27 protein-coding genes and 1 other annotated feature are annotated in these 23,591 nt (G+C 33.3%); all 27 genes read right to left on the reverse strand.

Annotated features, from left to right (window positions below):
- Position 1: 1 nt before the first annotated feature.
- The 27 genes from rpsH to rplK all read right to left on the reverse strand — a co-directional run bounded on the left by rpsH (position 2) and on the right by rplK (position 23,583).
- A complete protein-coding gene (gene rpsH / locus JJC01_00365; GenBank protein UDN58412.1) occupies positions 2-400 on the reverse strand; it encodes a 30S ribosomal protein S8 in 399 nt (132 codons plus the stop codon).
- Between the two features lie 32 nt (positions 401-432).
- Positions 433-618 carry a type Z 30S ribosomal protein S14 gene (locus JJC01_00370; protein UDN58413.1) on the reverse strand — a complete coding sequence of 62 codons (186 nt, stop codon included), beginning with the start codon at positions 616-618 and terminating at the stop codon, positions 433-435.
- Positions 619-635: 17 nt separating this feature from the next.
- The gene (gene rplE / locus JJC01_00375) at positions 636-1,178 is read right to left on the reverse strand and encodes a 50S ribosomal protein L5 (protein UDN58414.1); all 543 of its coding nucleotides are present in this window, start codon (positions 1,176-1,178) and stop codon (positions 636-638) included.
- A gap of 29 nt (positions 1,179-1,207) precedes the next feature.
- Positions 1,208-1,513 (reverse strand): 50S ribosomal protein L24, encoded by a 306-nt coding sequence (gene rplX / locus JJC01_00380; protein UDN60103.1) that lies wholly within the window; start codon positions 1,511-1,513, stop codon positions 1,208-1,210.
- Positions 1,514-1,536: 23 nt separating this feature from the next.
- A complete protein-coding gene (gene rplN, locus JJC01_00385) occupies positions 1,537-1,905 on the reverse strand; it encodes a 50S ribosomal protein L14 (protein ID UDN58415.1) in 369 nt (122 codons plus the stop codon).
- Positions 1,906-1,930: 25 nt separating this feature from the next.
- Positions 1,931-2,185 carry a 30S ribosomal protein S17 gene (rpsQ, locus tag JJC01_00390; protein ID UDN58416.1) on the reverse strand — a complete coding sequence of 85 codons (255 nt, stop codon included), beginning with the start codon at positions 2,183-2,185 and terminating at the stop codon, positions 1,931-1,933.
- 23 nt (positions 2,186-2,208) lie between these two features.
- The gene (rpmC, locus tag JJC01_00395) at positions 2,209-2,412 is read right to left on the reverse strand and encodes a 50S ribosomal protein L29 (protein ID UDN58417.1); all 204 of its coding nucleotides are present in this window, start codon (positions 2,410-2,412) and stop codon (positions 2,209-2,211) included.
- Position 2,413: 1 nt separating this feature from the next.
- Complete coding sequence (gene rplP / locus JJC01_00400) at positions 2,414-2,845, reverse strand: 50S ribosomal protein L16 (protein UDN58418.1); 432 nt, start codon at positions 2,843-2,845, stop codon at positions 2,414-2,416.
- A gap of 35 nt (positions 2,846-2,880) precedes the next feature.
- Entirely contained in the window at positions 2,881-3,714 is an 834-nt protein-coding gene (rpsC, locus tag JJC01_00405) for a 30S ribosomal protein S3 (protein ID UDN58419.1), read from the reverse strand.
- Between the two features lie 22 nt (positions 3,715-3,736).
- A complete protein-coding gene (gene rplV / locus JJC01_00410; protein UDN58420.1) occupies positions 3,737-4,072 on the reverse strand; it encodes a 50S ribosomal protein L22 in 336 nt (111 codons plus the stop codon).
- Between the two features lie 31 nt (positions 4,073-4,103).
- The gene (rpsS, locus tag JJC01_00415; GenBank protein UDN58421.1) at positions 4,104-4,385 is read right to left on the reverse strand and encodes a 30S ribosomal protein S19; all 282 of its coding nucleotides are present in this window, start codon (positions 4,383-4,385) and stop codon (positions 4,104-4,106) included.
- 34 nt (positions 4,386-4,419) lie between these two features.
- Positions 4,420-5,250 (reverse strand): 50S ribosomal protein L2, encoded by an 831-nt coding sequence (gene rplB / locus JJC01_00420; GenBank protein UDN58422.1) that lies wholly within the window; start codon positions 5,248-5,250, stop codon positions 4,420-4,422.
- Between the two features lie 29 nt (positions 5,251-5,279).
- The gene (gene rplW, locus JJC01_00425) at positions 5,280-5,570 is read right to left on the reverse strand and encodes a 50S ribosomal protein L23 (GenBank protein ID UDN58423.1); all 291 of its coding nucleotides are present in this window, start codon (positions 5,568-5,570) and stop codon (positions 5,280-5,282) included.
- Positions 5,570-6,193, reverse strand: a complete 624-nt coding sequence (gene rplD, locus JJC01_00430) for a 50S ribosomal protein L4 (protein UDN58424.1) — start codon at positions 6,191-6,193, stop codon at positions 5,570-5,572. The genes rplW and rplD overlap by 1 nt, the downstream gene beginning before the upstream one ends.
- Positions 6,194-6,222: 29 nt before the next feature.
- Positions 6,223-6,852 (reverse strand): 50S ribosomal protein L3, encoded by a 630-nt coding sequence (gene rplC / locus JJC01_00435; GenBank protein UDN58425.1) that lies wholly within the window; start codon positions 6,850-6,852, stop codon positions 6,223-6,225.
- A gap of 93 nt (positions 6,853-6,945) precedes the next feature.
- Positions 6,946-7,257, reverse strand: coding sequence for a 30S ribosomal protein S10 (gene rpsJ / locus JJC01_00440; GenBank protein ID UDN58426.1), 312 nt, complete (start codon positions 7,255-7,257; stop codon positions 6,946-6,948).
- Positions 7,258-7,627: 370 nt separating this feature from the next.
- Positions 7,628-8,821: an elongation factor Tu gene (tuf, locus tag JJC01_00445; protein UDN58427.1), complete on the reverse strand. Its 1,194-nt coding sequence runs from the start codon at positions 8,819-8,821 to the stop codon at positions 7,628-7,630.
- A 91-nt stretch (positions 8,822-8,912) separates the two neighbouring features.
- Positions 8,913-10,979 carry an elongation factor G gene (fusA, locus tag JJC01_00450; GenBank protein ID UDN58428.1) on the reverse strand — a complete coding sequence of 689 codons (2,067 nt, stop codon included), beginning with the start codon at positions 10,977-10,979 and terminating at the stop codon, positions 8,913-8,915.
- Between the two features lie 48 nt (positions 10,980-11,027).
- Complete coding sequence (rpsG, locus tag JJC01_00455; GenBank protein ID UDN58429.1) at positions 11,028-11,498, reverse strand: 30S ribosomal protein S7; 471 nt, start codon at positions 11,496-11,498, stop codon at positions 11,028-11,030.
- Positions 11,499-11,625: 127 nt separating this feature from the next.
- Positions 11,626-12,048: a 30S ribosomal protein S12 gene (rpsL, locus tag JJC01_00460; GenBank protein ID UDN58430.1), complete on the reverse strand. Its 423-nt coding sequence runs from the start codon at positions 12,046-12,048 to the stop codon at positions 11,626-11,628.
- Between the two features lie 287 nt (positions 12,049-12,335).
- Positions 12,336-15,821: a DNA-directed RNA polymerase subunit beta' gene (gene rpoC / locus JJC01_00465; GenBank protein ID UDN58431.1), complete on the reverse strand. Its 3,486-nt coding sequence runs from the start codon at positions 15,819-15,821 to the stop codon at positions 12,336-12,338.
- Positions 15,822-15,862: 41 nt separating this feature from the next.
- Positions 15,863-19,579: a DNA-directed RNA polymerase subunit beta gene (gene rpoB / locus JJC01_00470; GenBank protein UDN58432.1), complete on the reverse strand. Its 3,717-nt coding sequence runs from the start codon at positions 19,577-19,579 to the stop codon at positions 15,863-15,865.
- A 462-nt stretch (positions 19,580-20,041) separates the two neighbouring features.
- On the reverse strand, positions 20,042-20,830 hold the full coding sequence (locus JJC01_00475) for an SDR family oxidoreductase (GenBank protein UDN58433.1): 789 nt from the start codon (positions 20,828-20,830) through the stop codon (positions 20,042-20,044).
- A 405-nt stretch (positions 20,831-21,235) separates the two neighbouring features.
- Positions 21,236-21,601: a 50S ribosomal protein L7/L12 gene (gene rplL / locus JJC01_00480; GenBank protein UDN58434.1), complete on the reverse strand. Its 366-nt coding sequence runs from the start codon at positions 21,599-21,601 to the stop codon at positions 21,236-21,238.
- A gap of 58 nt (positions 21,602-21,659) precedes the next feature.
- A complete protein-coding gene (locus JJC01_00485; GenBank protein UDN58435.1) occupies positions 21,660-22,166 on the reverse strand; it encodes a 50S ribosomal protein L10 in 507 nt (168 codons plus the stop codon).
- Between the two features lie 42 nt (positions 22,167-22,208).
- Positions 22,209-22,337 (reverse strand) — a sequence feature (ribosomal protein L10 leader region).
- A 51-nt stretch (positions 22,338-22,388) separates the two neighbouring features.
- Complete coding sequence (gene rplA / locus JJC01_00490; GenBank protein UDN58436.1) at positions 22,389-23,087, reverse strand: 50S ribosomal protein L1; 699 nt, start codon at positions 23,085-23,087, stop codon at positions 22,389-22,391.
- 70 nt (positions 23,088-23,157) lie between these two features.
- Positions 23,158-23,583, reverse strand: a complete 426-nt coding sequence (gene rplK, locus JJC01_00495) for a 50S ribosomal protein L11 (GenBank protein ID UDN58437.1) — start codon at positions 23,581-23,583, stop codon at positions 23,158-23,160.
- Between the last annotated feature and the right edge of the window lie 8 nt (positions 23,584-23,591).

Genomic DNA, 23,591 nt, shown 5'->3' on the forward strand with positions numbered 1-23,591 from the left:
ATTACCAAACGTAGCAGATTACTTCTCCACCAACATTTTCTTTTCTAGCTTGCTTGTCAGTTAATATTCCTTTTGAAGTAGATATTACTGATATTCCTAATCCATTTAATACTTTTGGTATTTCGTGGTTAGCAGCGTAAACTCTCATTCCAGGCTTAGATATTTTCTTAAGACCTGTGATAACTCTTTCGCCTTCTTGTCCGTACTTTAATTGTATTCTTATGATACCTTGTTTTCCATCTTCTATAACATCATAACCTCTTATGAAACCTTCTTCTAATAAGATTCTAGCTAACTCTTTCTTCATATTAGAAGCTGGAACATCTACAGTTTCATGCTTAACAACATTAGCATTTCTTATACGAGTAAGCATATCTGCAATTGGATCTGTCATTGTCATTTTGTAGCCCTCCTTCCATTCTAATCAAGCTTCTACCAGCTTGCTTTTCTAACACCAGGTATTTGACCTTTATAAGCTAATTCTCTAAAGCATATACGGCATATACCAAATTTTTTCAAAACTGAATGCGGTCTTCCGCATATAGTACATCTAGTGTATTCTCTAGTAGCGTACTTTTGCTTTCTTTGTTGTTTAACAACCATCGCTTTTCTAGCCACGGGAATCCCTCCTTTGCTTACTTAGAAAATGGCATTCCTAATAATTTTAATAATTCACGAGCTTCTTCGTCAGTTTTTGCTGTAGTAACGAATATTATATCCATTCCTCTTACTTTATCAATTTTATCATATTCTATTTCAGGGAATATTAATTGTTCTTTAACTCCTAAAGCATAGTTTCCTCTACCATCAAAAGCATTAGGGTTAACACCTCTAAAGTCTCTAACTCTTGGTAAAGAAACTGATACTAATTTGTCCATAAAGTAGAACATTTTGTCAGCTCTTAATGTAACTTTTGTTCCTATTGGCATTCCTTCTCTTAGTTTGAAGTTAGCAACAGATTTTCTAGCTTTAGTTATAACAGGCTTTTGTCCTGATATTATTTCTAATTCTTCAACGCCTTTTTCTAATCCTTTTGGATTTTCTCTAGCGTCACCTATACCCATGTTAATAACTATTTTGTTTAACTTAGGTATCTCCATTACGTTTTTATATCCAAATTTCTCCATTAAAGCAGGAGCAACTTCTTTCATGTATTTTTCTTGTAATCTAGAAGCCATTTAAGGTCCCTCCTTTCAAGCAATATTTATTATAATTCTTTTCCGCTCTTTGCTGATACTCTTACTTTTGTGCCATCTTTTACTTCATATCTTACTCTAACGCCTTTTCCTGTTTCAGGATCAAATGGCATTACATTAGATATGTGTATTGGGGCTTCTTTGTTTATTATTCCACCTTGTTGGTTAATAGCACTTGGTTTTTGATGTTTAGTTATTACGTTTACACCTTCAACTAATACTTTATCAGCTTTAGGGTATACCTTTAAAACTGAACCTTTTTTACCTTTATCTTTACCTGCTATAACTACAACAGTGTCACCTTTTTTAACACGCATCATGTCCTATTGCACCTCCTTAATTATAGTACTTCTGGAGCAAGAGAAACTATTTTCATGAATTCATTGTCTCTTAACTCTCTAGCAACAGGCCCGAATATACGAGTTCCTACTGGAGTTTTATCGTCCTTTATTATAACAGCAGCATTTTCATCAAAAGATATATAGCTTCCGTCATTACGTCTTACGCCTTGTTTGCTTCTTACTATAACAGCTTTAACAACCTTACCTTTTTTTACAACTCCACCAGGTGTTGCACTTTTAACAGTAGCAACTATAACGTCGCCTATGTTACCATATCTTCTTTTACTTCCGCCTAGAACACGTATACATAAAAGTTCTTTAGCTCCTGAGTTATCAGCAACTCTTAGACGTGATTCTTGTTGTATCATATCGTAATCCCTCCTTCTTCAAAAACTACTTAACTTTCTCAACAACTTCAACTAGTCTGAATCTCTTATCTTTAGATAAAGGTCTAGTTTCCATTATTTTAACTCTATCTCCGATGTTACATATATTCTTTTCATCATGAGCCTTAAATTTCTTAGTTCTCTTAACACGTTTATTATATAGTGGATGACGTACGAACTCTTCAACAGCTACTACTATTGTTTTATCCATCTTATCACTAACAACACGGCCTATTCTAACTTTTCTTCTTCCTCTTTCCATGTTTAAAAAGCCTCCTTTCCAAATTAAGCTCTAGTTTCGTATAACTTTCTTTCAGCAAGAACAGTTTTAACTTTTGCTATATCCTTCTTAACAAACTTTATTCTAGCTGTATTTTCTAATTGACCAGTAGCTAATTGGAATCTTAAGCTAAATAATTCACTTTTGAAGTCGTTTAATTTGTTCATTAGCTCTTCGCTTGTTAAATCTCTTAATTCTTTAGCTTTCATCCTATTCACCACCCTTTACTTCTAAATCTTCTTTTTTAACAAATTTACATTTGATTGGTAATTTATGTGCAGCAAGTCTCATAGCTTCTCTTGCTTTATCTTCAGAAACACCTGCTAATTCAAACATAACTCTTCCTGGCTTAACTACAGCTACCCAATATTCTGGAGAACCTTTCCCTGCACCCATACGAGTTTCTGCTGGTTTTCTTGTTACTGGTTTATGAGGGAATATTTTTATCCAAACCTTTCCCCCTCTTTTTATATATCTAGTCATCGCGATTCTGGCAGCTTCTATTTGATTAGAAGTTATCCAAGAAGCTTCTAAAGCTACTAATCCAAACTCACCATAAGTAACTTTGTTACCTTTATGAGCTTGCCCAGCCATACTTCCTCTATGAACTCTACGACGCTTTACTCTTTTTGGCATTAACATGAGTATTTTTCCTCCTTCCTTGAACCTAACTATTATTAATTTCCTTTGTTTTCAGTTCTTTGAGGTCTTGATCCACCTTGAGGTCTTTGTCCACCTTGAGGTTTTTGTCCTCTGTAGTTTCCTCTGTTATCGTTTCCTCTTCTATCATTTCCTCTTCTATCGTTTCTTCTGTTATCTCTCTTGTTGTCTCTTCTGTCGCTCTTTCTGCTTTCTTCTCTTGGATTTACACCATCTCTAGTTGGTAAAACTTCACCATTACATATCCAAACTTTTATACCTATTTTTCCATAAGTAGTATCAGCTTCAGCGAAACCATAATCTATATCTGCTCTTAAAGTTTGTAGTGGCACATTTCCTTCACTATAACCTTCAGTTCTAGCCATTTCAGCTCCACCTAATCTTCCTGAAGCAGAAACTTTTATCCCTTTAGCACCAGATTTCATTGCTCTTTGTATAGCTTGTTTCATTGCTCTTCTGAAAGCAACCCTTCTTTCTATAGCTAAAGCTATATTTTCAGCTACTAATTGAGCATTTTTATCTGTACTTCTTACTTCTACTATGTTAACTATTATACTTTTCTTTGTCATTTTTTCTAATTCAACTTTTAATGCTTCGATTCCAGCACCAGCTCTTCCTATAACTACTCCTGGCTTAGCAACATGTAAGTCCATTTTTATTTTATTAGCTGATCTTTCTATTTCTATTCTAGCAACTCCAGCTGAGTATAATCTTTTCTTTAAGAATTTACGTATATTATGGTCTTCTAATAATAAGTTTCCGAACTCTTTTTTATCAGTAGCGAACCATCTTGAGTCCCAATCTTTTATAACACCGACCCTTAAGCCGTGTGGATTAACCTTTTGACCCATTACTTTCCCTCCTATCTATTAATTATTTTTTTTCTTTCACAACAACCTCTATATGAGAAGTTCTTTTTCTTATTGTAGTTGCACGACCCATAGCTCTAGGCATGAATCTCTTCATTGTTGGCCCTTGATTAGCAACTATTGATGCTATATATAATTTTTCAGTATCCATTTCGTGATTGTTTTCTGCGTTAGCTTTAGCTGACTTTACAACTTTAGCTATTATTGAAGCTGCTCCTCTTGGAGTGAACTTTAATATCGCTAATGCTTCATCAACATTCTTTCCTCTAACAAGGTCACAGATTTGGCCTGCTTTTCTTGGTGATACACGTACATATTTAGCAGTAGCTTTTGCTTCCATTGTTATTCCTCCTTTCTTAGTCATAATTTAATTATTTTCTCTTATTAGATTTTTCGTCATCCTTATGTCCTTTGAAAGTTCTAGTAGGAACGAACTCACCTAATTTGTGTCCAACCATATCTTCTGTTATATATACTGGAACATGTTTTCTTCCATCATGAACAGCTATAGTGTTTTCTACCATTTGTGGAAATACAGTTGAAGATCTTGACCAAGTTTTTATAACTTCTTTATTTCCGCTAGCATTCATAGCTTCTATTTTCTTTAAAAGTCTTGCATGGACAAAAGGTCCTTTTTTAGTTGATCTTGACATTTATATTCCTCCTTTCCGAGCAAAAATAAATTTACTACTTAGTTCTTCTTGATACTATTAACTTATTTGAAGCTTTGTTTTTCTTTCTAGTTTTGTATCCAAGAGCTGGTTTACCCCATGGAGTAACAGGAGATGGTCTACCTATTGGAGATCTACCTTCCCCTCCACCGTGTGGATGGTCATTAGGGTTCATTACAGAACCTCTTACAGTAGGTCTTATTCCCATATGTCTTTTTCTACCTGCTTTACCAATAACTACGTTACCGTGCTCTATATTTCCAACTTGTCCTATAGTAGCTTTACAGTTTATGCTTACTAATCTCATTTCACCTGATGGTAATCTTAATAAAGCATTTTTTCCTTCTTTAGCCATTAATTGTGCAGAAACTCCAGCAGATCTAACTAATTGAGCTCCTTTTCCTGGCTTTAATTCTATATTATGAATGATAGTACCAACTGGCATATCTTTTAATGCTAAACAGTTTCCTGGTTTTATATCAGCACCTAATCCTGATAAGATAGTATCTCCAACGTTGATTCCAACTGGAGCTAATATATATCTTTTTTCTCCATCAGCATAGTTTAATAATGCAATATTTGCAGTTCTGTTTGGATCATATTCTATAGTAGCAACCTTAGCAGGTATACCATCTTTATCTCTTTTAAAATCTATTATTCTATATTTTCTTTTTTGTCCTCCACCTCTATGACGAACAGTTATTCTACCATGTACGTTTCTACCAGCATTTTTCTTTAAGTTAACTAAAAGAGATCTTTCTGGTTGGTTACATGTTATTTCCTCAGAAACTAAAACTGTCATTTGTCTTAAGGCAGGAGAAGTTGGTCTAAACTTTTTTATAGCCATCTGTTTTCCCTCCTTCGTTTGTTATAATATTACATTCCTTGGAAGAATTCTATTTCTTTACTATCAGCAGTTAATTTAACTACTGCTTTCTTAAAGCTTGCTGTTCTTCCTTGAGTTCTACCCATTCTTTTAACTTTTCCATCGTAGTTTAAAGTATTTACTTTATCAACACTAACTCCGAATACTTTTTCTACTGCTTTTTTTATTTCAGTTTTGTTCGCATCTTTAGCCACAACAAAAGTGTATTTTTTTTCACCCATTTCAGCCATACTGTGCTCAGTTACAACTGGTCTTATTATTACATCATGTGGATTAGTCATTATGCGTACACCTCCTCCACTTTTTTAACAGCATCTGTAGTTATTATAAATGAATCATATTTTAATATATCATATACATTCATAGTATTAACTAATGCAGTTTGAACACCTTCTATATTTCTAGCTGATTTTATTACATTATCATTTTTATCAGCTATAACTACTAAAGCTTTTTTAGCAGCATTTATATTATTTAATATTTGAGCAAATTCTTTAGTTTTAGGAGCATCCATGTTTAATGCATCTAATACTATAACTTCACTATTTTGTATTTTTGAAGATAAAGCACTCTTCATAGCTAATCTTCTTACCTTCTTAGGTAATGTATATTTGTAACTTCTTGGTTTAGGTGCAAAAGCAACTCCTCCACCTACCCATTGTACAGATCTTGTAGAACCTTGTCTTGCTCTACCTGTTCCTTTTTGTTTCCAAGGTTTTCTTCCGCCACCTCTAACTTCTGCTCTAGTCTTAGCAGATTGAGTTCCTTGTCTCTTATTTGCTAATTGATTTTTTACAACTTCATATAAAACATGTCCATTAACTTCTACGCCAAATATAGAATCTGATAATTCTATTTCTCCAACGTTTTGTCCACTAACATTTAGTACATTTAATTTTGGCATTGTTATTCCTCCTTTCTCTAGGTTAGTCATTATTTAGAAACCTTTACAGCTTCTTTTATAGTTACTACTGAACCTTTAGCTCCTGGTATAGCTCCCTTAACTAATATAAGGTTCTTATCAGCATCTACTTTAACAACCTCTAAGTTTTGAACTGTTACCTTTACGCTTCCCATGTGTCCAGCTAATTTTTTGTTTTTAAATACTCTACCTGGGTAAGAACAAGCTCCCATTGAACCTGGTCTTCTGTGGTATCTAGAACCGTGAGATTCAGGACCTCTACTTTGTCCATGTCTTTTTATTGGACCTTGGAATCCCTTACCTTTACTTATTCCAGTAACATCTATTTTTGCACCTGCTTCAAATACATCAGCTTTTATTTCTTGTCCAACTGTGTATCCTTCTACAGAATCTACTCTAAACTCTTTTAAATGTTTCTTTAAAACATTAGCAGCAGCTAAGTGTCCTTTTTTAGGCTTGTTTAAAGATTTTTCTTTAGCATCTTCAAAACCTATTTGTATAGCATTGTATCCATCTTTATCAACTGTTTTTATTTGAGTAACGACCATAGGTCCTGCTTCAACAGCTGTTACAGGTATAACTACACCTTTATCAGTGAATATTTGAGTCATACCAACTTTTTTTCCTAATATTCCATTCATATTAGCACCTCCTATAATTCTTACAGCGGATTACATCATTTTAGAAGTAATCATTCTAAGATAGTTACCTATAGGATAATATCTTAGGGGTTCTTATAATTTTATTTCTATATCTACACCTGCTGGTAAGTCTAATCTCATTAATGAGTCAACTGTTTTAGGTGTTGGATTAGCTATGTCGATTAGTCTTTTATGAGTTCTTATTTCAAATTGTTCTCTAGAGTCTTTGTACTTATGTACGGCTCTTAATATAGTTACAATTTGTTTTTCTGTTGGTAGAGGCACAGGTCCTGAAACTTGTGATCCAGCCTTTTTAGCAGTTTCAACTATTTTACCTGCTGAAAAATCTAATAATTTGTGATCATATGATTTTAATCTTATTCTTATTTTTTCATTCTTAGCCATTTTGTTTTCCCTCCTTTATCACGTGTTTAATTTTCAAGTTGCGTACAACTAATACCGATACACTGCTCCGGGTGTGTTGTAACTTTCAAATCGACATCAGTTCGTATTTCACTAGGATTTAATTTTTATTTTCTTAATCTCTCAAGCACACTATTATATTTTATATCATCTGTTACATTTTTTCAAGTTTTTTTTATGTTTTTTTCAATTTTATTTTCTCTTACAACATTATAACCTTAAACTTGATTATGAATCTATCTCAAGGCACTAGTTTAGTATATATGCTTTATTGCTACTTGTCAACAAAAAACAAAAAAGAGAGGTTAAACCCCCTCTTTTTTTATATGAAATCAATTAGCTTAGTAAAAGATTATTCGATTATTGTAGCAACAACTCCTGAAGCTACTGTTCTTCCACCTTCTCTTATTGAGAATCTTAATCCTTCTTCTACAACTATTGAATTTATTAAGTCTACTTCCATTGTTACGTTATCTCCAGGCATTACCATTTCTATTCCATCTGGTAACTTACAAGCTCCTGTTACATCTGTTGTTCTGAAATAGAATTGTGGTCTATATCCATCAAAGAATGGTGTATGTCTTCCACCTTCTTCTTTTTTAAGTACATATACTTCTGCAGTAAATTTTGTGTGTGCTTTTACTGATCCAGTCTTTGCTAGTACTTGTCCTCTTTCTATTTCGTTTCTTTGTACTCCTCTTAATAATGCTCCTATATTATCCCCTGCTTGTGCTTGGTCTAATAATTTTCTGAACATTTCTACTCCTGTTACTACTACTTTTCTTGGTGCTTCTGTTAATCCTACTAATTCTACTTCGTCTTGTACTTTTAATACTCCTCTTTCCACTCTTCCTGTTGCAACTGTTCCTCTTCCTGTGATTGAGAATACGTCTTCTACTGGCATTAAGAATGGTTTGTCAGTATCTCTTTCTGGTGCTGGTATATATTCATCTATTTGCTCGAATAATTCTACTATTTTATTTCCCCACTCACTCTTTGGATCTTCTAATGCCATTAATGCTGATCCTCTTACTATTGGAGTATCATCTCCTGGGAAATCATATTCTGTTAATAAATCTCTTACTTCCATTTCTACTAGTTCTAATAACTCTTCATCATCTACCATGTCACATTTGTTTAAGAATACTACTATATATGGTACTCCAACTTGTCTTGATAATAGTATATGCTCTCTTGTTTGTGGCATTGGTCCATCTGTTGCTGAACAAACTAATATTGCTCCGTCCATTTGTGCTGCTCCTGTTATCATGTTCTTAACGTAGTCAGCATGTCCTGGGCAGTCAACGTGTGCGTAGTGTCTGTTTGGAGTTTCATACTCAACGTGTGCTGTTGATATTGTGATTCCTCTTTCTCTTTCTTCTGGAGCTTTATCTATGTTTGCGAAATCTACTGCTTCTCCTAATTGGTATCTGTCATATAATGTTTTTGTTATTGCTGCTGTTAATGTAGTTTTACCGTGGTCAACGTGTCCTATTGTCCCTATATTAACATGAGGTTTTGTTCTTTCGTATTTAGCTTTAGCCATTTTGAATTTCCTCCCTTTATCTTGTGCAAGACGAGACAAGTCTCGTCTTGCTGATTATTTTTTATATTTATATTATTAATTAATTTTTAAATTATTTTCCTTCAGCTATCTTTTTAGCAACTGAAGCTGGAACTTGTTCATAGTGATCGAATATCATTGTATAAGTTGCACGACCTTGAGTTGAAGATCTTAGGTCTGTAGAGTATCCAAACATTTCTGAAAGTGGAACAAATGCATTTATAACTTGTGCACCACTTCTTGCTTCCATTCCTTGGATTAATCCTCTTCTTGAGTTTAAGTCACCCATAACATCTCCCATGTAATCTTCTGGAGTAACAACTTCTACTTTAAAGTAAGGCTCTAAAAGAACTGCATTACCTTTCTTCATAGCATCTTTGAATGCCATTGAACCAGCCATCTTGAACGCCATTTCAGAAGAGTCAACTTCATGGTAAGAACCATCATATAACTCAACAGCAACGTCTACAACTGGATATCCAGCAACTATACCAGATTGCATAGCTCCTTGTATACCCATGTCAACTGGACCAACATATTCTTTTGGTACAGATCCACCAACAGTTTTGTTTGTGAATTTGTATCCTTCACCTGGCTCTTGAGGAGCAACTCTAATCTTAACGTGACCATATTGTCCTCTACCACCTGATTGCTTAGAGTACTTGTATTCAACATCAACTGGTTGAGTTATAGTTTCTCTATATGCAACTTGTGGAGCACCAACTTTGGCTTCTACTTTAAATTCTCTTAATAATCTATCTACTATTATCTCTAAGTGTAATTCACCCATACCAGATATTATAGTTTGTCCTGTTTCTTGGTCAGTTTTAACTGTGAAAGTTGGGTCTTCTTCAGCTAATTTTTGAAGAGCTATACCCATTTTTTCTTGAGCTGCTTTAGAACTTGGTTCTATAGCAACAGATATAACTGGCTCAGGGAATTCCATAGATTCAAGTATTATTGGATTAGCAGGATCACATAATGTGTCTCCAGTAGTAGTATCTTTTAATCCTACTGCTGCTGCTATATCTCCAGCATAAACTTTAGTTATTTCTTCTCTTGTATTGGCATGCATTTGTAGTATACGACCAATTCTTTCTCTCTTATTCTTAGTTGCATTTAAAACATAAGAACCAGATTCTAATGTTCCAGAGTAAACTCTGAAGAACGCTAGTTTTCCAACAAATGGGTCAGTCATTATTTTGAATGCTAATGCAGAGAATGGCTCTTCATCAGAAGAATGTCTTTCAGCTTCCTCTCCATCTTCCAATATACCTTTTATAGCTGCTATATCAGTTGGTGCTGGTAAGTAATCTAAAACTGCATCTATTACTAACTGAACACCTTTGTTTCTATAAGCTGTACCACAGAAAACTGGGTTCATCTCACACGCTATAGTAGCTTTTCTTATAGCAACTTTTAGTTCATCTATAGTAGGTTCTTCACCTTCAAGATATTTCATCATTAACTCTTCGTCAGTTTCAGCTACTGCTTCAACTAATTTTTCTCTCCACTCTGTAGCTAATTCTTTCATATCCTCTGGTATGTCTGTTTCTTCCATTTCAACACCTAAGTCGTCTTTGTATATAACAGCATCCATTTTTAATAAGTCTATTATACCTATAAATGAATCTTCTTTACCTATTGGTAATTGCATAGGAACTGCATTAGAATTTAATCTAGATTTCATCATGCTTACAACATTGTAGAAATCTGCTCCTAATATATCCATTTTATTTACAAAAGCTATTCTAGGTACTCCATAAGTTTCAGCTTGTCTCCATACATTCTCAGATTGAGGTTCAACCCCACCTTTTGCACAGAATACAGCAACTGAACCGTCAAGAACTCTTAGAGATCTTTCAACTTCAACTGTGAAGTCCACGTGTCCAGGAGTATCTATTATATTTATTCTATGGTCTTTCCATGAAGCAGTAGTAGCGGCAGAAGTTATTGTTATACCTCTTTCCTTTTCTTGCTCCATCCAGTCCATTTGAGAAGCCCCTTCATGAGTTTCTCCTATCTTATGAGTTTGCCCAGTATAAAACAGGATTCTTTCTGTAGTAGTAGTTTTCCCTGCATCTATATGAGCCATGATTCCTATATTCCTAGTTCTTTCCAAAGGAAACTTTCTAGCCATGGTTATCCTCCTTATGATATCCTCAATTTTATAAGATATCTATATATCCTACCATCTATAATGAGCAAATGCTTTATTAGCTTCTGCCATTTTATGAGTATCTTCTTTTTTCTTAACTGAAGCTCCTGTGTTGTTAGCTGCGTCCATTATTTCTTTAGCTAATTTATCAACCATTCCTTTTTCTCCACGAGCTCTAGTGTATTTTACTAACCATCTTAAACCTAATGTTTGTCTTCTTTCAGGTCTAACTTCGATTGGTACTTGGTAGTTTGCCCCACCAACTCTTCTTGCTTTTACTTCTAAAACAGGCATTATATTATCCATTGCCTTATTAAATACTTCTAAAGCATCTTCTCCTGTTTTTTCAGCAATAACTGTGAAAGCATCATAAACTATTGTTTGAGACTTTCCTTTTTTTCCGTCTACCATTAAATTATTTATTAATTTAGTAACTACCTTACTCCCATACATAGGATCTGGTAAAACTTCTCTCTTTGGAACATTACCTTTTCTTGGCATTTCGCTTCCCTCCTTAATTATTTAACTTAAATCATAGGTACTCGACATAAATTATTTAATGCCGTGATGCCATAAATATCTATATATATATTTAAAGCACCGAACTATAATCAATCATTAATTGTTTTTATTTTTTAGCGTCCTTAGGTTTCTTAGCACCATACTTAGATCTTGATTGTCTTCTCTTATCAACACCTGCTGTATCTAAAGTACCTCTTAGTATATGGTATCTAACCCCTGGAAGGTCTTTTACTCTTCCGCCTCTTATAAGAACAACACTATGCTCTTGTAAGTTATGTCCTTCTCCTGGTATATAAGCAGAAACTTCTATACCATTAGTTAATCTAACTCTGGCAACTTTTCTTAAAGCTGAGTTAGGTTTCTTAGGAGTAACTGTTTTTACTGAAGTACAAACCCCTCTTTTTTGTGGAGCACTAGCGTCAGTTACTTTCTTGTTTAAAGAGTTGTAACCTTTTTGTAATGCTGGAGCAGTAGATTTCTTTTCAACTGCTTTTCTACTTTTACGAACTAATTGGTTAATTGTTGGCATCATCTGCACCTCCTTCCAAATTTTCGATCTTATCAGTGACCGCCAACTACATCAATATGAATACTCATACTGACTGATTGTAACATTTGTTACTTACAATTTAATGTCTATAACACATGAATATGTGATATTAGCATTTTTCTAGCTTGATGCTTTTAGTTCTTGTTTATTGCCATTTAAAAGTCACTAAGAGCTCATATAAGCCCTTAGTGTACTTTTAAACAACACACTTTACTATTTTAACACCACAAATAATGGTTGTCAAGATTTCTTTACTCTATCTGCCATTAATCTTCAATTTTTTCAACAGCTATATTTCTATACTTCTTCATTCCTGTTCCTGCTGGTATTAGCTTACCTAATATAACATTCTCTTTAAGCCCTATTAGGTGGTCTTCTTTACCTTTTATTGCAGCTTCTGTTAATACTCTTGTTGTTTCCTGGAATGAAGCTGCTGATAAGAATGAATCAGTTGCAAGAGATGCTTTAGTTATACCAAGTAATACTCTTTTAGCAACTGCTGGTCTTAAGTCTTTAGCTATAGCTTCTTCGTTACATCTATTAAATGTTAATACATCTTCATATCCACCTGGTAATAAATCTGTATCTCCTGGGTCTTCAACTTTAACTTTAGATAGCATTTGTCTTACTATAACTTCTATATGCTTATCGTTAACATCAACCCCTTGAAGTCTATAAACCCTTTGAACTTCTTTAACTATATATTCTTGAACACCTTTAACACCTTTTACTCTTACTATATCATGAGGATTTATAAATCCTTGTGTTAAAGGATCTCCAGCTTCTAATATCTGTCCTTGCTTAACTTTTAATCTAGAACCATATGGTATCACATATGTTTGAGTTTCGCCTTCTTCTGGTATTACATTTACTTCTTTTCTCTTTCCAGTTTCATCTATTTCAACTCTACCAGATACTTCAGTTATTACAGCTAAACCTTTTGGTTTTCTAGCTTCGAATAATTCTTCAACCCTTGGAAGACCTTGAGTTATATCGGCTCCTGCAACCCCTCCAGTATGGAATGTACGCATTGTAAGCTGAGTACCCGGCTCACCTATAGATTGAGCTGCTATTATACCAACTGCTTCACCTATATTAACTTCTTTTCCTGTAGCTAAGTTTCTACCATAGCACTTAGAACAAACTCCATGATTAGTTTTACAGTTAAGAACTGTTCTTATCCTAATTTTTTCAATTCCTAAATCTACTATAGTTTCTGCTTCATCTTCTTGTATCATAGCATCAGCTTCAACTATAACTTCACCAGTTTCAGGATTTAATATAGGGTCTATAGTATATCTTCCTACAATTCTATCATATATTTCTTCTATAACTTCATTTCCTTCTTTTATAGCATAAATTTCTGTAGTATCTTCTGTTCCGCAATCTACTTCTCTTACAATAACATCCTGACTTACATCAACAAGTCTTCTTGTTAAGTATCCAGATTCAGCCGTACGTATAGCTGTATCGGCAAGACCTTTTCTGGCACCATGTGAAGATGTAAAGTATTCAAGTACTGATAAACCTTCACGGAAATTAGATTTAACTGGTATCTCAACTGTTTTACCAGATGCATTGGCCATAAGACCACGCATACCTGCTAGCTGTCTAATTTGGTTTTTAGAACCTCTGGCTCCTGAATGTGCCATTATATATATATTGTTTAATCTATCTAGTCCACCCATAAGAGCATCAGTAACCTTATCAGTTGTTTCTGTCCATGTCTCTATAACTTTTTCATATCTTTCTTCATTAGATATTAAACCTCTTCTGTATGCTTTTTCATATTTATCAACTTTTTCTTCTGCCTCAGCTATAAATACTTTCTTTTCTTCTGGAACACTCATATCAGCAACAGCAACTGTTATACCACCTAATGTAGAATATTTAAATCCTAGAGATTTTATATAATCTAGTAATTCCGCTGTTTCTGTATTTCCATGTTTTCTAAAGCACTTATCTATTATTTTACCAAGAGATTTTTTATCTGCTAAGAAGTCAACTTCTAGAGCAAATGGGTTTTCATTTCTATCTACAAATCCTAAATCTTGAGGTATGCTTTCATTAAATATAAATCTACCAACTGTACTTTCAACTAATGAACTTCTTCCATCTTCAAGAGTCACCTTTAGTTTTACTAACGCATGTAGATGAACTGATTTATTGTAATAAGCAAGTAATAGCTCATTAAAGTCTTTAAATACCATTCCTGTTCCTTTAGCATCATCTTGTGCTTCTATTGTTAGATAATAACAACCTAAAACCATATCCTGAGATGGAGTAGTTATAGGAGAACCATCTTTAGGAGCAAGAATGTTGTTTACAGAAAGCATTAAGAATCTTGCTTCTGCTTGTGCTTCTACTGATAAAGGTACATGGACTGCCATTTGGTCACCATCGAAGTCTGCATTGTAAGCTGTACACACAAGTGGATGTAGCTTTATAGCTTTACCTTCAACCAAGATTGGTTCAAATGCTTGTATACCTAATCTATGCAGAGTCGGCGCACGGTTAAGAAGAACTGGATGGCTTTTTATAACATCTTCTAAAACATCCCAAACTTCTGGCTTAACTTTTTCTACTATAGATTTTGCACTTTTTATATTATGTGCATATCCTTCTTTAACTAGTTTATCCATAACAAATGGCTTAAATAGTTCTAGTGCCATTTTCTTTGGAAGACCACATTGATAGAATTTAAGTTCTGGTCCAACAACTATAACAGAACGTCCTGAGTAGTCAACACGCTTACCAAGTAAGTTTTGACGGAAACGACCTTGTTTACCCTTTAACATATCTGATAAAGACTTAAGTGGTCTATTTCCAGGCCCTGTTACAGGTCTACCTCTTCTACCATTATCTATTAATGCATCAACTGCTTCTTGAAGCATTCTCTTTTCATTTCTTACAATTATATCTGGAGCTCCAAGCTCTAATAATCTCTTAAGTCTATTATTTCTGTTTATAACTCTTCTATATAAATCATTTAAGTCTGAAGTTGCAAATCTTCCACCATCAAGTTGTACCATTGGTCTTAAATCTGGTGGTATTACTGGTATCGCATCTAAAATCATCCATTCTGGTTTATTCCCAGATTTTTTAAATGCTTCTACAACTTCTAATCTTCTTATTGTTCTAACTTTCTTTTGTCCTGTACTGTCTTTTAATTCCGCTCTTAGGTCTTTGCTTTGTTGCTCTAAGTCTATGTTTTGTAACAATATCTTTACAGCTTCAGCACCCATACCTACAGTAAAAGTATATCCATATTTTTCAAGAGCAGTTCTATACTCTTTTTCTGTCAATAACTGCTTCTCATTCAATCCAGTTTCTCCTGGATCAACTACTACATATGAAGCAAAGTATAGTATTTTTTCCAATGATCTTGGTGACATATCAAGTAAAAGTCCCATTCTACTTGGTATACCTTTAAAGTACCAGATGTGAGACATAGGAGCTGCTAGCTCTATATGTCCCATTCTTTCTCTTCTTACTTTCGATTTAGTTACTTCTACTCCACATCTATCACAAACTACACCTTTGTATCTAACTCTTCTATATTTACCACAATGGCACTCCCAGTCTTTTTGTGGTCCAAATATTCTTTCACAGAAAAGACCATCTTTTTCTGGTTTTAAAGTACGGTAATTTATAGTTTCTGGCTTTTTAACTTCTCCTCTAGACCATTGTCTTATTTTTTCTGGAGAAGCCAATGCTATTTTTATCGACTCGAAATTGTTTAATTCAAACAAGGAGTTCTCTCCCTTCTATTTGAGATTTACATTAATTAAATTTACATATCAAAGTCATCACCATCAAAGTCTATTTCTTCTTCAAATAAATCTTCTTCAGCAAATTCTTCTAAATTCTCTATATCCTCATCTTCTACGGTTTCCGTAAAATCATCTTCAATTTCTTCTATTATATTACTTTCTTCAACTTCTCCCATGTTATTTACAACATCTAGTTCAAATTCACCTATTGTGTCATCTTCATCTACAGATTCTCTTACTTCTATTTCTTGATCTTCATCTGTTAATACTTTTACATCTAAGCATAAACTTTGAAGTTCTTTTATAAGAACCTTAAATGATTCTGGGATTCCTGGCTCAGGTATGTTTTCACCTTTAACTATAGCTTCGTAAGTTCTAACACGACCTACAACATCATCAGACTTAACAGTAAGTATTTCTTGAAGTATGTGAGCAGCTCCATATGCTTCTAGAGCCCAAACCTCCATCTCTCCAAATCTTTGTCCACCAAATTGTGCTTTACCACCTAGTGGCTGTTGAGTAACTAATGAGTATGGTCCAGTACTTCTTGCATGTAGTTTTTCATCAACTAAATGATGTAGTTTTAAGTAGTACATATATCCAACAGTTATTCTATTATCAAAAGTTTCACCTGTTCTACCATCATATAAAGTTAATTTACCATCTCTAGGATATCCAGCTTCTTCAAGAGCATCCATTATATCATACTCATTGGCACCATCAAATACTGATGTTGCAACATACCATCCTAAAGTCTTAGCAGCAAGTCCTAAATGAACCTCTAAAACCTGACCGATGTTCATACGTGATGGTATACCTTGTGGGTTAAGTATTATATCTAGTGGAGTTCCATTTTCCATAAATGGCATATCTTCTTCTGGTAATATTCTTGAGATAACCCCTTTATTCCCATGACGACCAGCCATTTTATCTCCAACTTTTATTTTTCTCTTTTTAGCTATATAACATCTTACTAATTCATTTACTCCTGGAGATAAATCATCTCCATTTTCTCTAGTAAATACTTTTACATCAACTATTATACCAGATTCACCATGAGGTACTTTAAGTGAAGTATCTCTAACTTCTCTAGCCTTTTCACCAAATATTGCACGAAGTAATCTTTCCTCAGCAGTAAGTTCAGTTTCCCCTTTTGGAGTTACTTTACCAACTAGTATATCTCCTGAATCTACTTCTGCACCTATTCTTATTATACCTCTGTCATCTAAGTTCTTAATTGCACTATCTCCAACATTAGGTATATCTCTAGTTATTTCCTCTGGCCCTAGTTTTGTATCTCTAGCTTCACATTCATATTCTTCTATATGAATTGTTGATAATCTATCTTCTTTAACTAATCTTTCATTTATTAATATGGCATCTTCGTAGTTATAACCTTCCCAAGTCATGAATGCTATAAGACAGTTTCTTCCAAGTGCTACTTCTCCTAAATCAGTTGCTGGACCGTCTGCTATAACATCTCCTTGCACTATTTGCTCACCTTTAGTTATTATAGGTGTTTGATTTATACAAGTACCTGAGTTTGAACGTTTAAACTTAAGTAGATTATATCTATCTCTGTTTCCATCTTCTCTTTTTATAATTATCTCATCTGCTGTTACTCTTTCTGCTATACCAGAATTTCTAGCAACAACAACTGCTCCAGAGTCTTTTGCAGCTCTATATTCTATACCAGTTCCTATAATTGGTGCTTCTCTTCTAACTAGAGGCACTGCCTGACGTTGCATGTTCGCTCCCATAAGGGCACGGTTGGCATCATCATTTTCTAAGAAAGGTATCATAGCAGTGGCAACAGATACAACCTGCTTAGGAGATATATCCATGTAATCTACTCTGCTTTCAGGAACCATTTCAACAGCACCATTTACAGTTCTACAAACAACTCTATGGTTTACGAATTTACCATTGTCTGTTAATGGCTCATTTGCCTGAGCTCTTACGAATAAATCTTCTTCATCAGCAGTTAAATAATGTATCTCATCAGTAACTGTTGATGTTACTTTATCAAATTTTCTATATGGTGATTCTATAAATCCAAACTCATTTATTTTCGCATAAGTTCCAAGAGAGTTTATAAGACCGATATTTGGTCCTTCTGGAGTCTCTATCGGACACATTCTACCGTAGTGTGAATGGTGAACGTCACGCACTTCGAATCCAGCTCTTTCTCTTGAAAGACCTCCAGGCCCAAGAGCTGATAGTCTTCTCTTATGTGTTAACTCAGATAAAGGATTTGTTTGGTCCATGAACTGAGATAACTGAGAACTACCAAAGAATTCTTTTATTGCAGCTGAAACTGGTCTTATGTTAACTAACGCTTGAGGCGTTATAGCTTCCATATCTTGAACTGTCATTCTTTCTTTTATGACTCTTTCCATTCTTGAAAGACCAATTCTAACTTGGTTTTGTAATAATTCTCCTACAGATCTTATTCTTCTATTTCCTAAATGGTCTATATCATCAATGTTTCCTATATTATAGAAGATATTGAATTCATAACTTATTGAAGCTATTATATCGTCTAATAATATATGTTTTGGTATAAGTTCTTTAATTCTTGATTTTATAGCTTCTTTTATTTCTTCTTCATCACTATATCCATCTAAAATTTCTTTTAATGTTGGATAATGCACTTTTTCTTTTATGTTTAAATCATCTATGTCAAAATCAATATGAGACTTAATGTCTACAAAATTATTTCCTATAACTCTAACTTTCTTATCATCATCCATTAATAGATTTACTACATTTATACCTGCATTTTGTATATCTTTAGCTAACTCATAGCTTATTTTTTCTCCAGCTTTTACAAATACTTCTCCTGTTTCAGGATTTATTATGTCTTCTGCTGAAATTCTATTCATAATTCTATAGCATAAAGCAAGCTTTTTATTAAATTTGTATCTACCAACTTTTGCTAAATCATATCTCTTTGGATCAAAGAATAAAGCATTTAGTAAAGATGATGCACTTTCTACAGTAGGTGGTTCACCTGGTCTTAATTTTTTATATATCTCAACAAGACCTTCCTCTACTGTCTTAGTATTATCTTTTTCTAATGTGGCAGATAATCTTTCGTCTTCTCCTAAAAGGTCAATTATTTCTGCATCTGTCCCTATTCCTAAAGCTCTAAGTAAAACTGTAACTGGTTGTTTTCTTGTTCTATCAACTCTTACAGATATTACATCGTTAGAATCTGTTTCATATTCTAACCATGCTCCTCTATTAGGAATTACAGTAGATGAAATTAATCTCTTACCTGTTTTGTCTCTCTCTTCCGCATAGTAAACACCAGGAGATCTAACTAATTGACTTACGATAACTCTTTCTGCCCCATTTATAACGAAAGTTCCTCTTTCTGTCATTAAAGGGAAGTCACCCATAAATACTTCTTGTTCTTTTATTTCACCTGTTTCTTTATTTATAAGTCTTACCTTAACTTTTAGAGGTGCACAATATGTAGCATCTCTCTCTTTACACTCTTCTATATCGTACTTTGGTTTATCGTCTAAAGAGTAGTCAACAAATTCCAATATAAGATTACCAGTATAATCTTCTATTGGTGAAATATCATCAAACACTTCTTTTAAACCTTCTTTTAAAAACCACTCATAGGAATCTACTTGAATTTCTATAAGATTTGGCACATCAGCTATTTCCTTAATTTTAGAAAAGCTCATTCTAGTTCTTTTACCTATCGTGACAGGATGTGGCATTCACTTTTCACCTCTCAATAATTAAAAATAAAACAATAGTTCATTCTAACGCATCTAATAATTTTAGCATAATGTCAAGTATTTTTCAATATATTTTTTATCTTATATGTAAACTATGCATTATTTTTGATTTTTTGTAAATTATTTTAAGCATATATTATGTATTATGTACAATTCTCCAATATAAAATCCAATTTTTTCATTTATCGGTTTAATTTTCTAGAAAAAGTTACATTCTAATACCATACCCATATTTAATTATAATTTCATAAATAAGTACTAGTAAATAATTATATTTATACAAAAGCTGTTAAATATACAAAATAAAGACCATAAATGAATTTAATCTGGAGTTTTAAATCTTAAACTATTTCCATCATAAATTATATCTACAGTCTTTATAAAAATAGAATTTCTACTATAATTAAGTTTTTTATTTTTACTATTATATTAGTAATATAATTATCCTAATATATTATCTGCAAACTGTGGCGTAGGTAAACCAAATCCTCCAGCTACTTCAAGTAAGTCTCCTGTTATAAAGGATGAATCATCACTAGCATAGAATAAAACAGCTTTTGCTATGTCTTCTGGTTTCCCTATACGATTTAAAGGAACATGCTTTAGGAACTCCTTTATGAATTCTGGAGACATATTATCTAAAGCAGCTTTGGTTGCAATAAGGCCTGGAAGTACAGCATTACATCTAACATTGTCTTTTGCATATTGTGTTGCTATATTTTGAGTTAATGAGTTGATTGCTGATTTTGATACACAATAAGCTATTCTAGATAGGTCAGGCAATACTGAACCTATACTAGATATATTTATTATACTTCCCTTGCCATTCTTTATCATATGAGGAATAGCAGCTTTACATGGTAAATATACACTTTTTAAATTAGTATTTACTGTATCAAAGAAATTATCTGTATCTCCAGTTAAAAGGTCTTTATCAAGTGAGGGATTTGTCGAACCAAAATTATTTACAAGTATATCTATCTTACCTTCTTTTTTAACTACATCTTCTATCATTGAAGTAAACGTTTCTTCTTCACGAGCATTAAAATAAACAAACTTAGCACACCCGCCTTCTGCACTTATTCTGTCTATAACTTCATTAGCCAATTCTTCTGAACGAGCTGCTAAATATACAACTGCTCCATTTTGTGCCAATATTTCAGCTGATGCTAATCCAATACCTTTAGTTGCTGCAGTAACCACTGCAACTTTACCTTGTAATTTTTCCATTATTAACTCCTCCTTAAATGCATTTCTTAAAATCTACATATTTCGATTTTTAGAAGTATTTCACTCATTTTAAATTTGTATTTGTTAATTAATTATTTATTACATTTTATTTTTAAAGTATTTTTGTAAATTTTAAAAACAATATGTAGTTTTATATAATTTGTCTTTTATTATATCACCTTATATATGCACATTACAATAATTGTTTATATTTTAATTTAACATCTGTATTTAACATAGTAAAAACATATTCTTTAATAGTATTAAATTAAAATCTCATTACAAACTATATGATACCCTTAATTTAATACTATTATATAAATTTTTTTTATTTTATAGAAATATTCTATTCACAATTTTTTATAAATAAAAAAAGATACCCAAATGGGTATCTTTTTAAAGAAACTACTTAACTTCTACTTTAGCTCCAGCAGCTTCTAATTTTTCTTTTATTTGATCAGCTTCTTCTTTAGAAGCTCCTTCTTTAACTGTCTTAGGAGCATTGTCAACTACTTCTTTAGCTTCTTTTAATCCTAATCCTGTTATTTCTCTAACTGCTTTTATAACTCCAACTTTTGAAGAACCAACCTCAGCTAATACTACATCAAACTCAGTTTTTTCTTCAGCAGCTGGTCCACCAGCAGCTGCACCAGCTACCATTACTGGAGCTGAAGCTGATACGCCGAATTTTTCTTCAGCAGCTTTAACTAATTCATTTAATTCTAAAACTTTCATATTTTCTATAGCTTCTAATATTTGTTCTATTGTCATTTTTAGCACCTCCGAATTTTCTTTTCAAATTAATATTTATAATTTTTTAGTTAAGCAATTAAGCTTCTTCTTGACCTTCTGCCTTTTTCGCTATTGCATCTATTAAGTATGCAAAGTTTGATATTGGAGCTTTTAAGCTACCAAGTAATTTAGCGATAAGAACTTCTCTTGATGGTATGTTAGCCATTTCAACAATCTTAGCTTCGTCATAGAATACACCTTCTACAACACCCATCTTTAATTTCATCTTTGGATGAGAATCCATGAATCCTTTTAATATTCTAGCTGGAGCAACTGGATCATCATATCCAAATGCTATAGCATTAGTACCAATTAATAATTCTTCATTGAATTGCTCTATACCAACTTCTTTAGCTGCTCTTCTAACTAAAGTATTTTTATATACTTTGTAATCTACACCAGCTTCTCTCATTTGTTTTCTTAACTCAGTTACTTCTTCAACTGTTAACCCTTTGTAATCAACAACAACGGCAGCAGAAGATTTTTGTAACTTTTCAACTATTTCAGAAACAACTTCTGATTTAATTTCTATAGCTTTTCTCATCTAGATGTGCACCTCCTTCACCAAATAGGCTTAGTATTTACCGCAACATTATAAAAAGCTTTTGTTGCCAAAAGTAGACATCAAAAGCTTTAGTAATCTCAATTTATCTAAAACCTCGGTGGGATATTAAGCTTTCGCACCCACTATCTACGGCAAATCTATTCTTTTTTACATTGACAAATGATATGATAACATTTTTGTCAACCTGTGTCAACAGTTTTATTATTCAGCTGTTCTTGCTGGGTTTATTTTAACTCCAGGTCCCATTGAAGAAGCTACAGTTATACTTCTTAAATATTGTCCTTTAGCAGCAGCTGGTTTAGCTTTTATTATAGCATCCATTAATGCAGCAAAGTTTTCAGATAATTTTTCTCCACCAAATGATACTTTTCCTACTGGAACGTGTATTATGTTAGTTTTGTCTAATCTGTATTCAACTTTACCAGCTTTTATTTCATCTATAGCTTTAGCTACATCAAATGTAACTGTTCCTGATTTAGGGTTTGGCATTAAACCTTTTGGTCCTAATACTCTACCTAATCTACCTACTACACCCATCATGTCTGGAGTAGCAACTACTATATCAAAATCAAACCAGTTTTCACCTTGTATTTTTTGAACTAATTCTTCAGCTCCTACAAAATCAGCACCAGCTTGTTCAGCTTCCTTAGCTTTTTCACCTTTAGCAAAAACTAAAACTCTTTTAGTTTTACCAGTTCCGTGAGGTAATACAACTGCACCTCTTACTTGTTGATCAGCATGTCTTGAGTCAACACCTAATTTAATGTGTGCTTCTACTGTTTCGTCAAATTTAGCTCCAGCTATATCTGAAACTAATGTTAATGCTTCTGATGCATCATAGAACTTAGTTCTATCTACTTTTTGTAATGCACCTGCATATCTTTTACCTTTTTTAGCCATTTTATTTTCCTCCTTGTGGTTAATCTCGGCTTTTCGCCTCCCACTTTATAAAAAAAAGTGTATCTTTTAATTAGTCTTCTACTACAACACCCATGCTTCTAGCAGTACCAGCTATCATACTCATAGCAGCTTCTACTGATGCAGCATTTAAGTCAGGCATTTTTAATTCAGCTATTTCTCTTACTTGAGCTGAAGTTATTTTAGCAACTTTCTTTTTGTTTGGTTCTCCAGAACCTGATTTTAAGTTTAATGCTTTTTTAATTAAAACTGCAGCTGGTGGAGTTTTTGTTATAAAACTGAATGATCTATCTTGATATACAGTTATAACAACTGGTATTATCATTCCAGCTTGATCTGCAGTTTTAGCATTAAATTCTTTTGTGAATCCCATTATATTAACACCATGTTGTCCTAATGCTGGTCCAACTGGTGGCGCTGGAGTAGCCTTTCCTGCAGGTATTTGTAATTTTATTTGACCTATAACTTTTTTAGCCATTTTGAGCG

Origin of the sequence: Clostridioides sp. ES-S-0010-02 (assembly GCA_020641055.1) — a bacterium.
Lineage (GTDB): Bacteria > Bacillota > Clostridia > Peptostreptococcales > Peptostreptococcaceae > Clostridioides.

What these genes read in the sequence shown, in the direction of transcription:
- rpsH (UDN58412.1), bottom strand. Translation starts at nt 400, where the DNA reads ATGACAATGACAGATCCAATTGCAGATATGCTTACTCGTATAAGAAAT.
- rplE (UDN58414.1), bottom strand. Translation starts at nt 1,178, where the DNA reads ATGGCTTCTAGATTACAAGAAAAATACATGAAAGAAGTTGCTCCTGCT.
- rplX (UDN60103.1), bottom strand. Translation starts at nt 1,513, where the DNA reads ATGCGTGTTAAAAAAGGTGACACTGTTGTAGTTATAGCAGGTAAAGAT.
- rplN (UDN58415.1), bottom strand. Translation starts at nt 1,905, where the DNA reads ATGATACAACAAGAATCACGTCTAAGAGTTGCTGATAACTCAGGAGCT.
- rpsQ (UDN58416.1), bottom strand. Translation starts at nt 2,185, where the DNA reads ATGGAAAGAGGAAGAAGAAAAGTTAGAATAGGCCGTGTTGTTAGTGAT.
- rpmC (UDN58417.1), bottom strand. Translation starts at nt 2,412, where the DNA reads ATGAAAGCTAAAGAATTAAGAGATTTAACAAGCGAAGAGCTAATGAAC.
- rplP (UDN58418.1), bottom strand. Translation starts at nt 2,845, where the DNA reads ATGTTAATGCCAAAAAGAGTAAAGCGTCGTAGAGTTCATAGAGGAAGT.
- rpsC (UDN58419.1), bottom strand. Translation starts at nt 3,714, where the DNA reads ATGGGTCAAAAGGTTAATCCACACGGCTTAAGGGTCGGTGTTATAAAA.
- rplV (UDN58420.1), bottom strand. Translation starts at nt 4,072, where the DNA reads ATGGAAGCAAAAGCTACTGCTAAATATGTACGTGTATCACCAAGAAAA.
- rpsS (UDN58421.1), bottom strand. Translation starts at nt 4,385, where the DNA reads ATGTCAAGATCAACTAAAAAAGGACCTTTTGTCCATGCAAGACTTTTA.
- rplB (UDN58422.1), bottom strand. Translation starts at nt 5,250, where the DNA reads ATGGCTATAAAAAAGTTTAGACCAACTTCTCCTGCCTTAAGACAAATG.
- rplW (UDN58423.1), bottom strand. Translation starts at nt 5,570, where the DNA reads ATGACTAATCCACATGATGTAATAATAAGACCAGTTGTAACTGAGCAC.
- rplD (UDN58424.1), bottom strand. Translation starts at nt 6,193, where the DNA reads ATGCCAAAATTAAATGTACTAAATGTTAGTGGACAAAACGTTGGAGAA.
- rplC (UDN58425.1), bottom strand. Translation starts at nt 6,852, where the DNA reads ATGAATGGAATATTAGGAAAAAAAGTTGGTATGACTCAAATATTCACT.
- rpsJ (UDN58426.1), bottom strand. Translation starts at nt 7,257, where the DNA reads ATGGCTAAGAATGAAAAAATAAGAATAAGATTAAAATCATATGATCAC.
- tuf (UDN58427.1), bottom strand. Translation starts at nt 8,821, where the DNA reads ATGGCTAAAGCTAAATACGAAAGAACAAAACCTCATGTTAATATAGGG.
- fusA (UDN58428.1), bottom strand. Translation starts at nt 10,979, where the DNA reads ATGGCTAGAAAGTTTCCTTTGGAAAGAACTAGGAATATAGGAATCATG.
- rpsG (UDN58429.1), bottom strand. Translation starts at nt 11,498, where the DNA reads ATGCCAAGAAAAGGTAATGTTCCAAAGAGAGAAGTTTTACCAGATCCT.
- rpsL (UDN58430.1), bottom strand. Translation starts at nt 12,048, where the DNA reads ATGCCAACAATTAACCAATTAGTTCGTAAAAGTAGAAAAGCAGTTGAA.
- rpoB (UDN58432.1), bottom strand. Translation starts at nt 19,579, where the DNA reads ATGCCACATCCTGTCACGATAGGTAAAAGAACTAGAATGAGCTTTTCT.
- JJC01_00475 (UDN58433.1), bottom strand. Translation starts at nt 20,830, where the DNA reads ATGGAAAAATTACAAGGTAAAGTTGCAGTGGTTACTGCAGCAACTAAA.
- rplL (UDN58434.1), bottom strand. Translation starts at nt 21,601, where the DNA reads ATGACAATAGAACAAATATTAGAAGCTATAGAAAATATGAAAGTTTTA.
- JJC01_00485 (UDN58435.1), bottom strand. Translation starts at nt 22,166, where the DNA reads ATGAGAAAAGCTATAGAAATTAAATCAGAAGTTGTTTCTGAAATAGTT.
- rplA (UDN58436.1), bottom strand. Translation starts at nt 23,087, where the DNA reads ATGGCTAAAAAAGGTAAAAGATATGCAGGTGCATTACAAAAAGTAGAT.
- rplK (UDN58437.1), bottom strand. Translation starts at nt 23,583, where the DNA reads ATGGCTAAAAAAGTTATAGGTCAAATAAAATTACAAATACCTGCAGGA.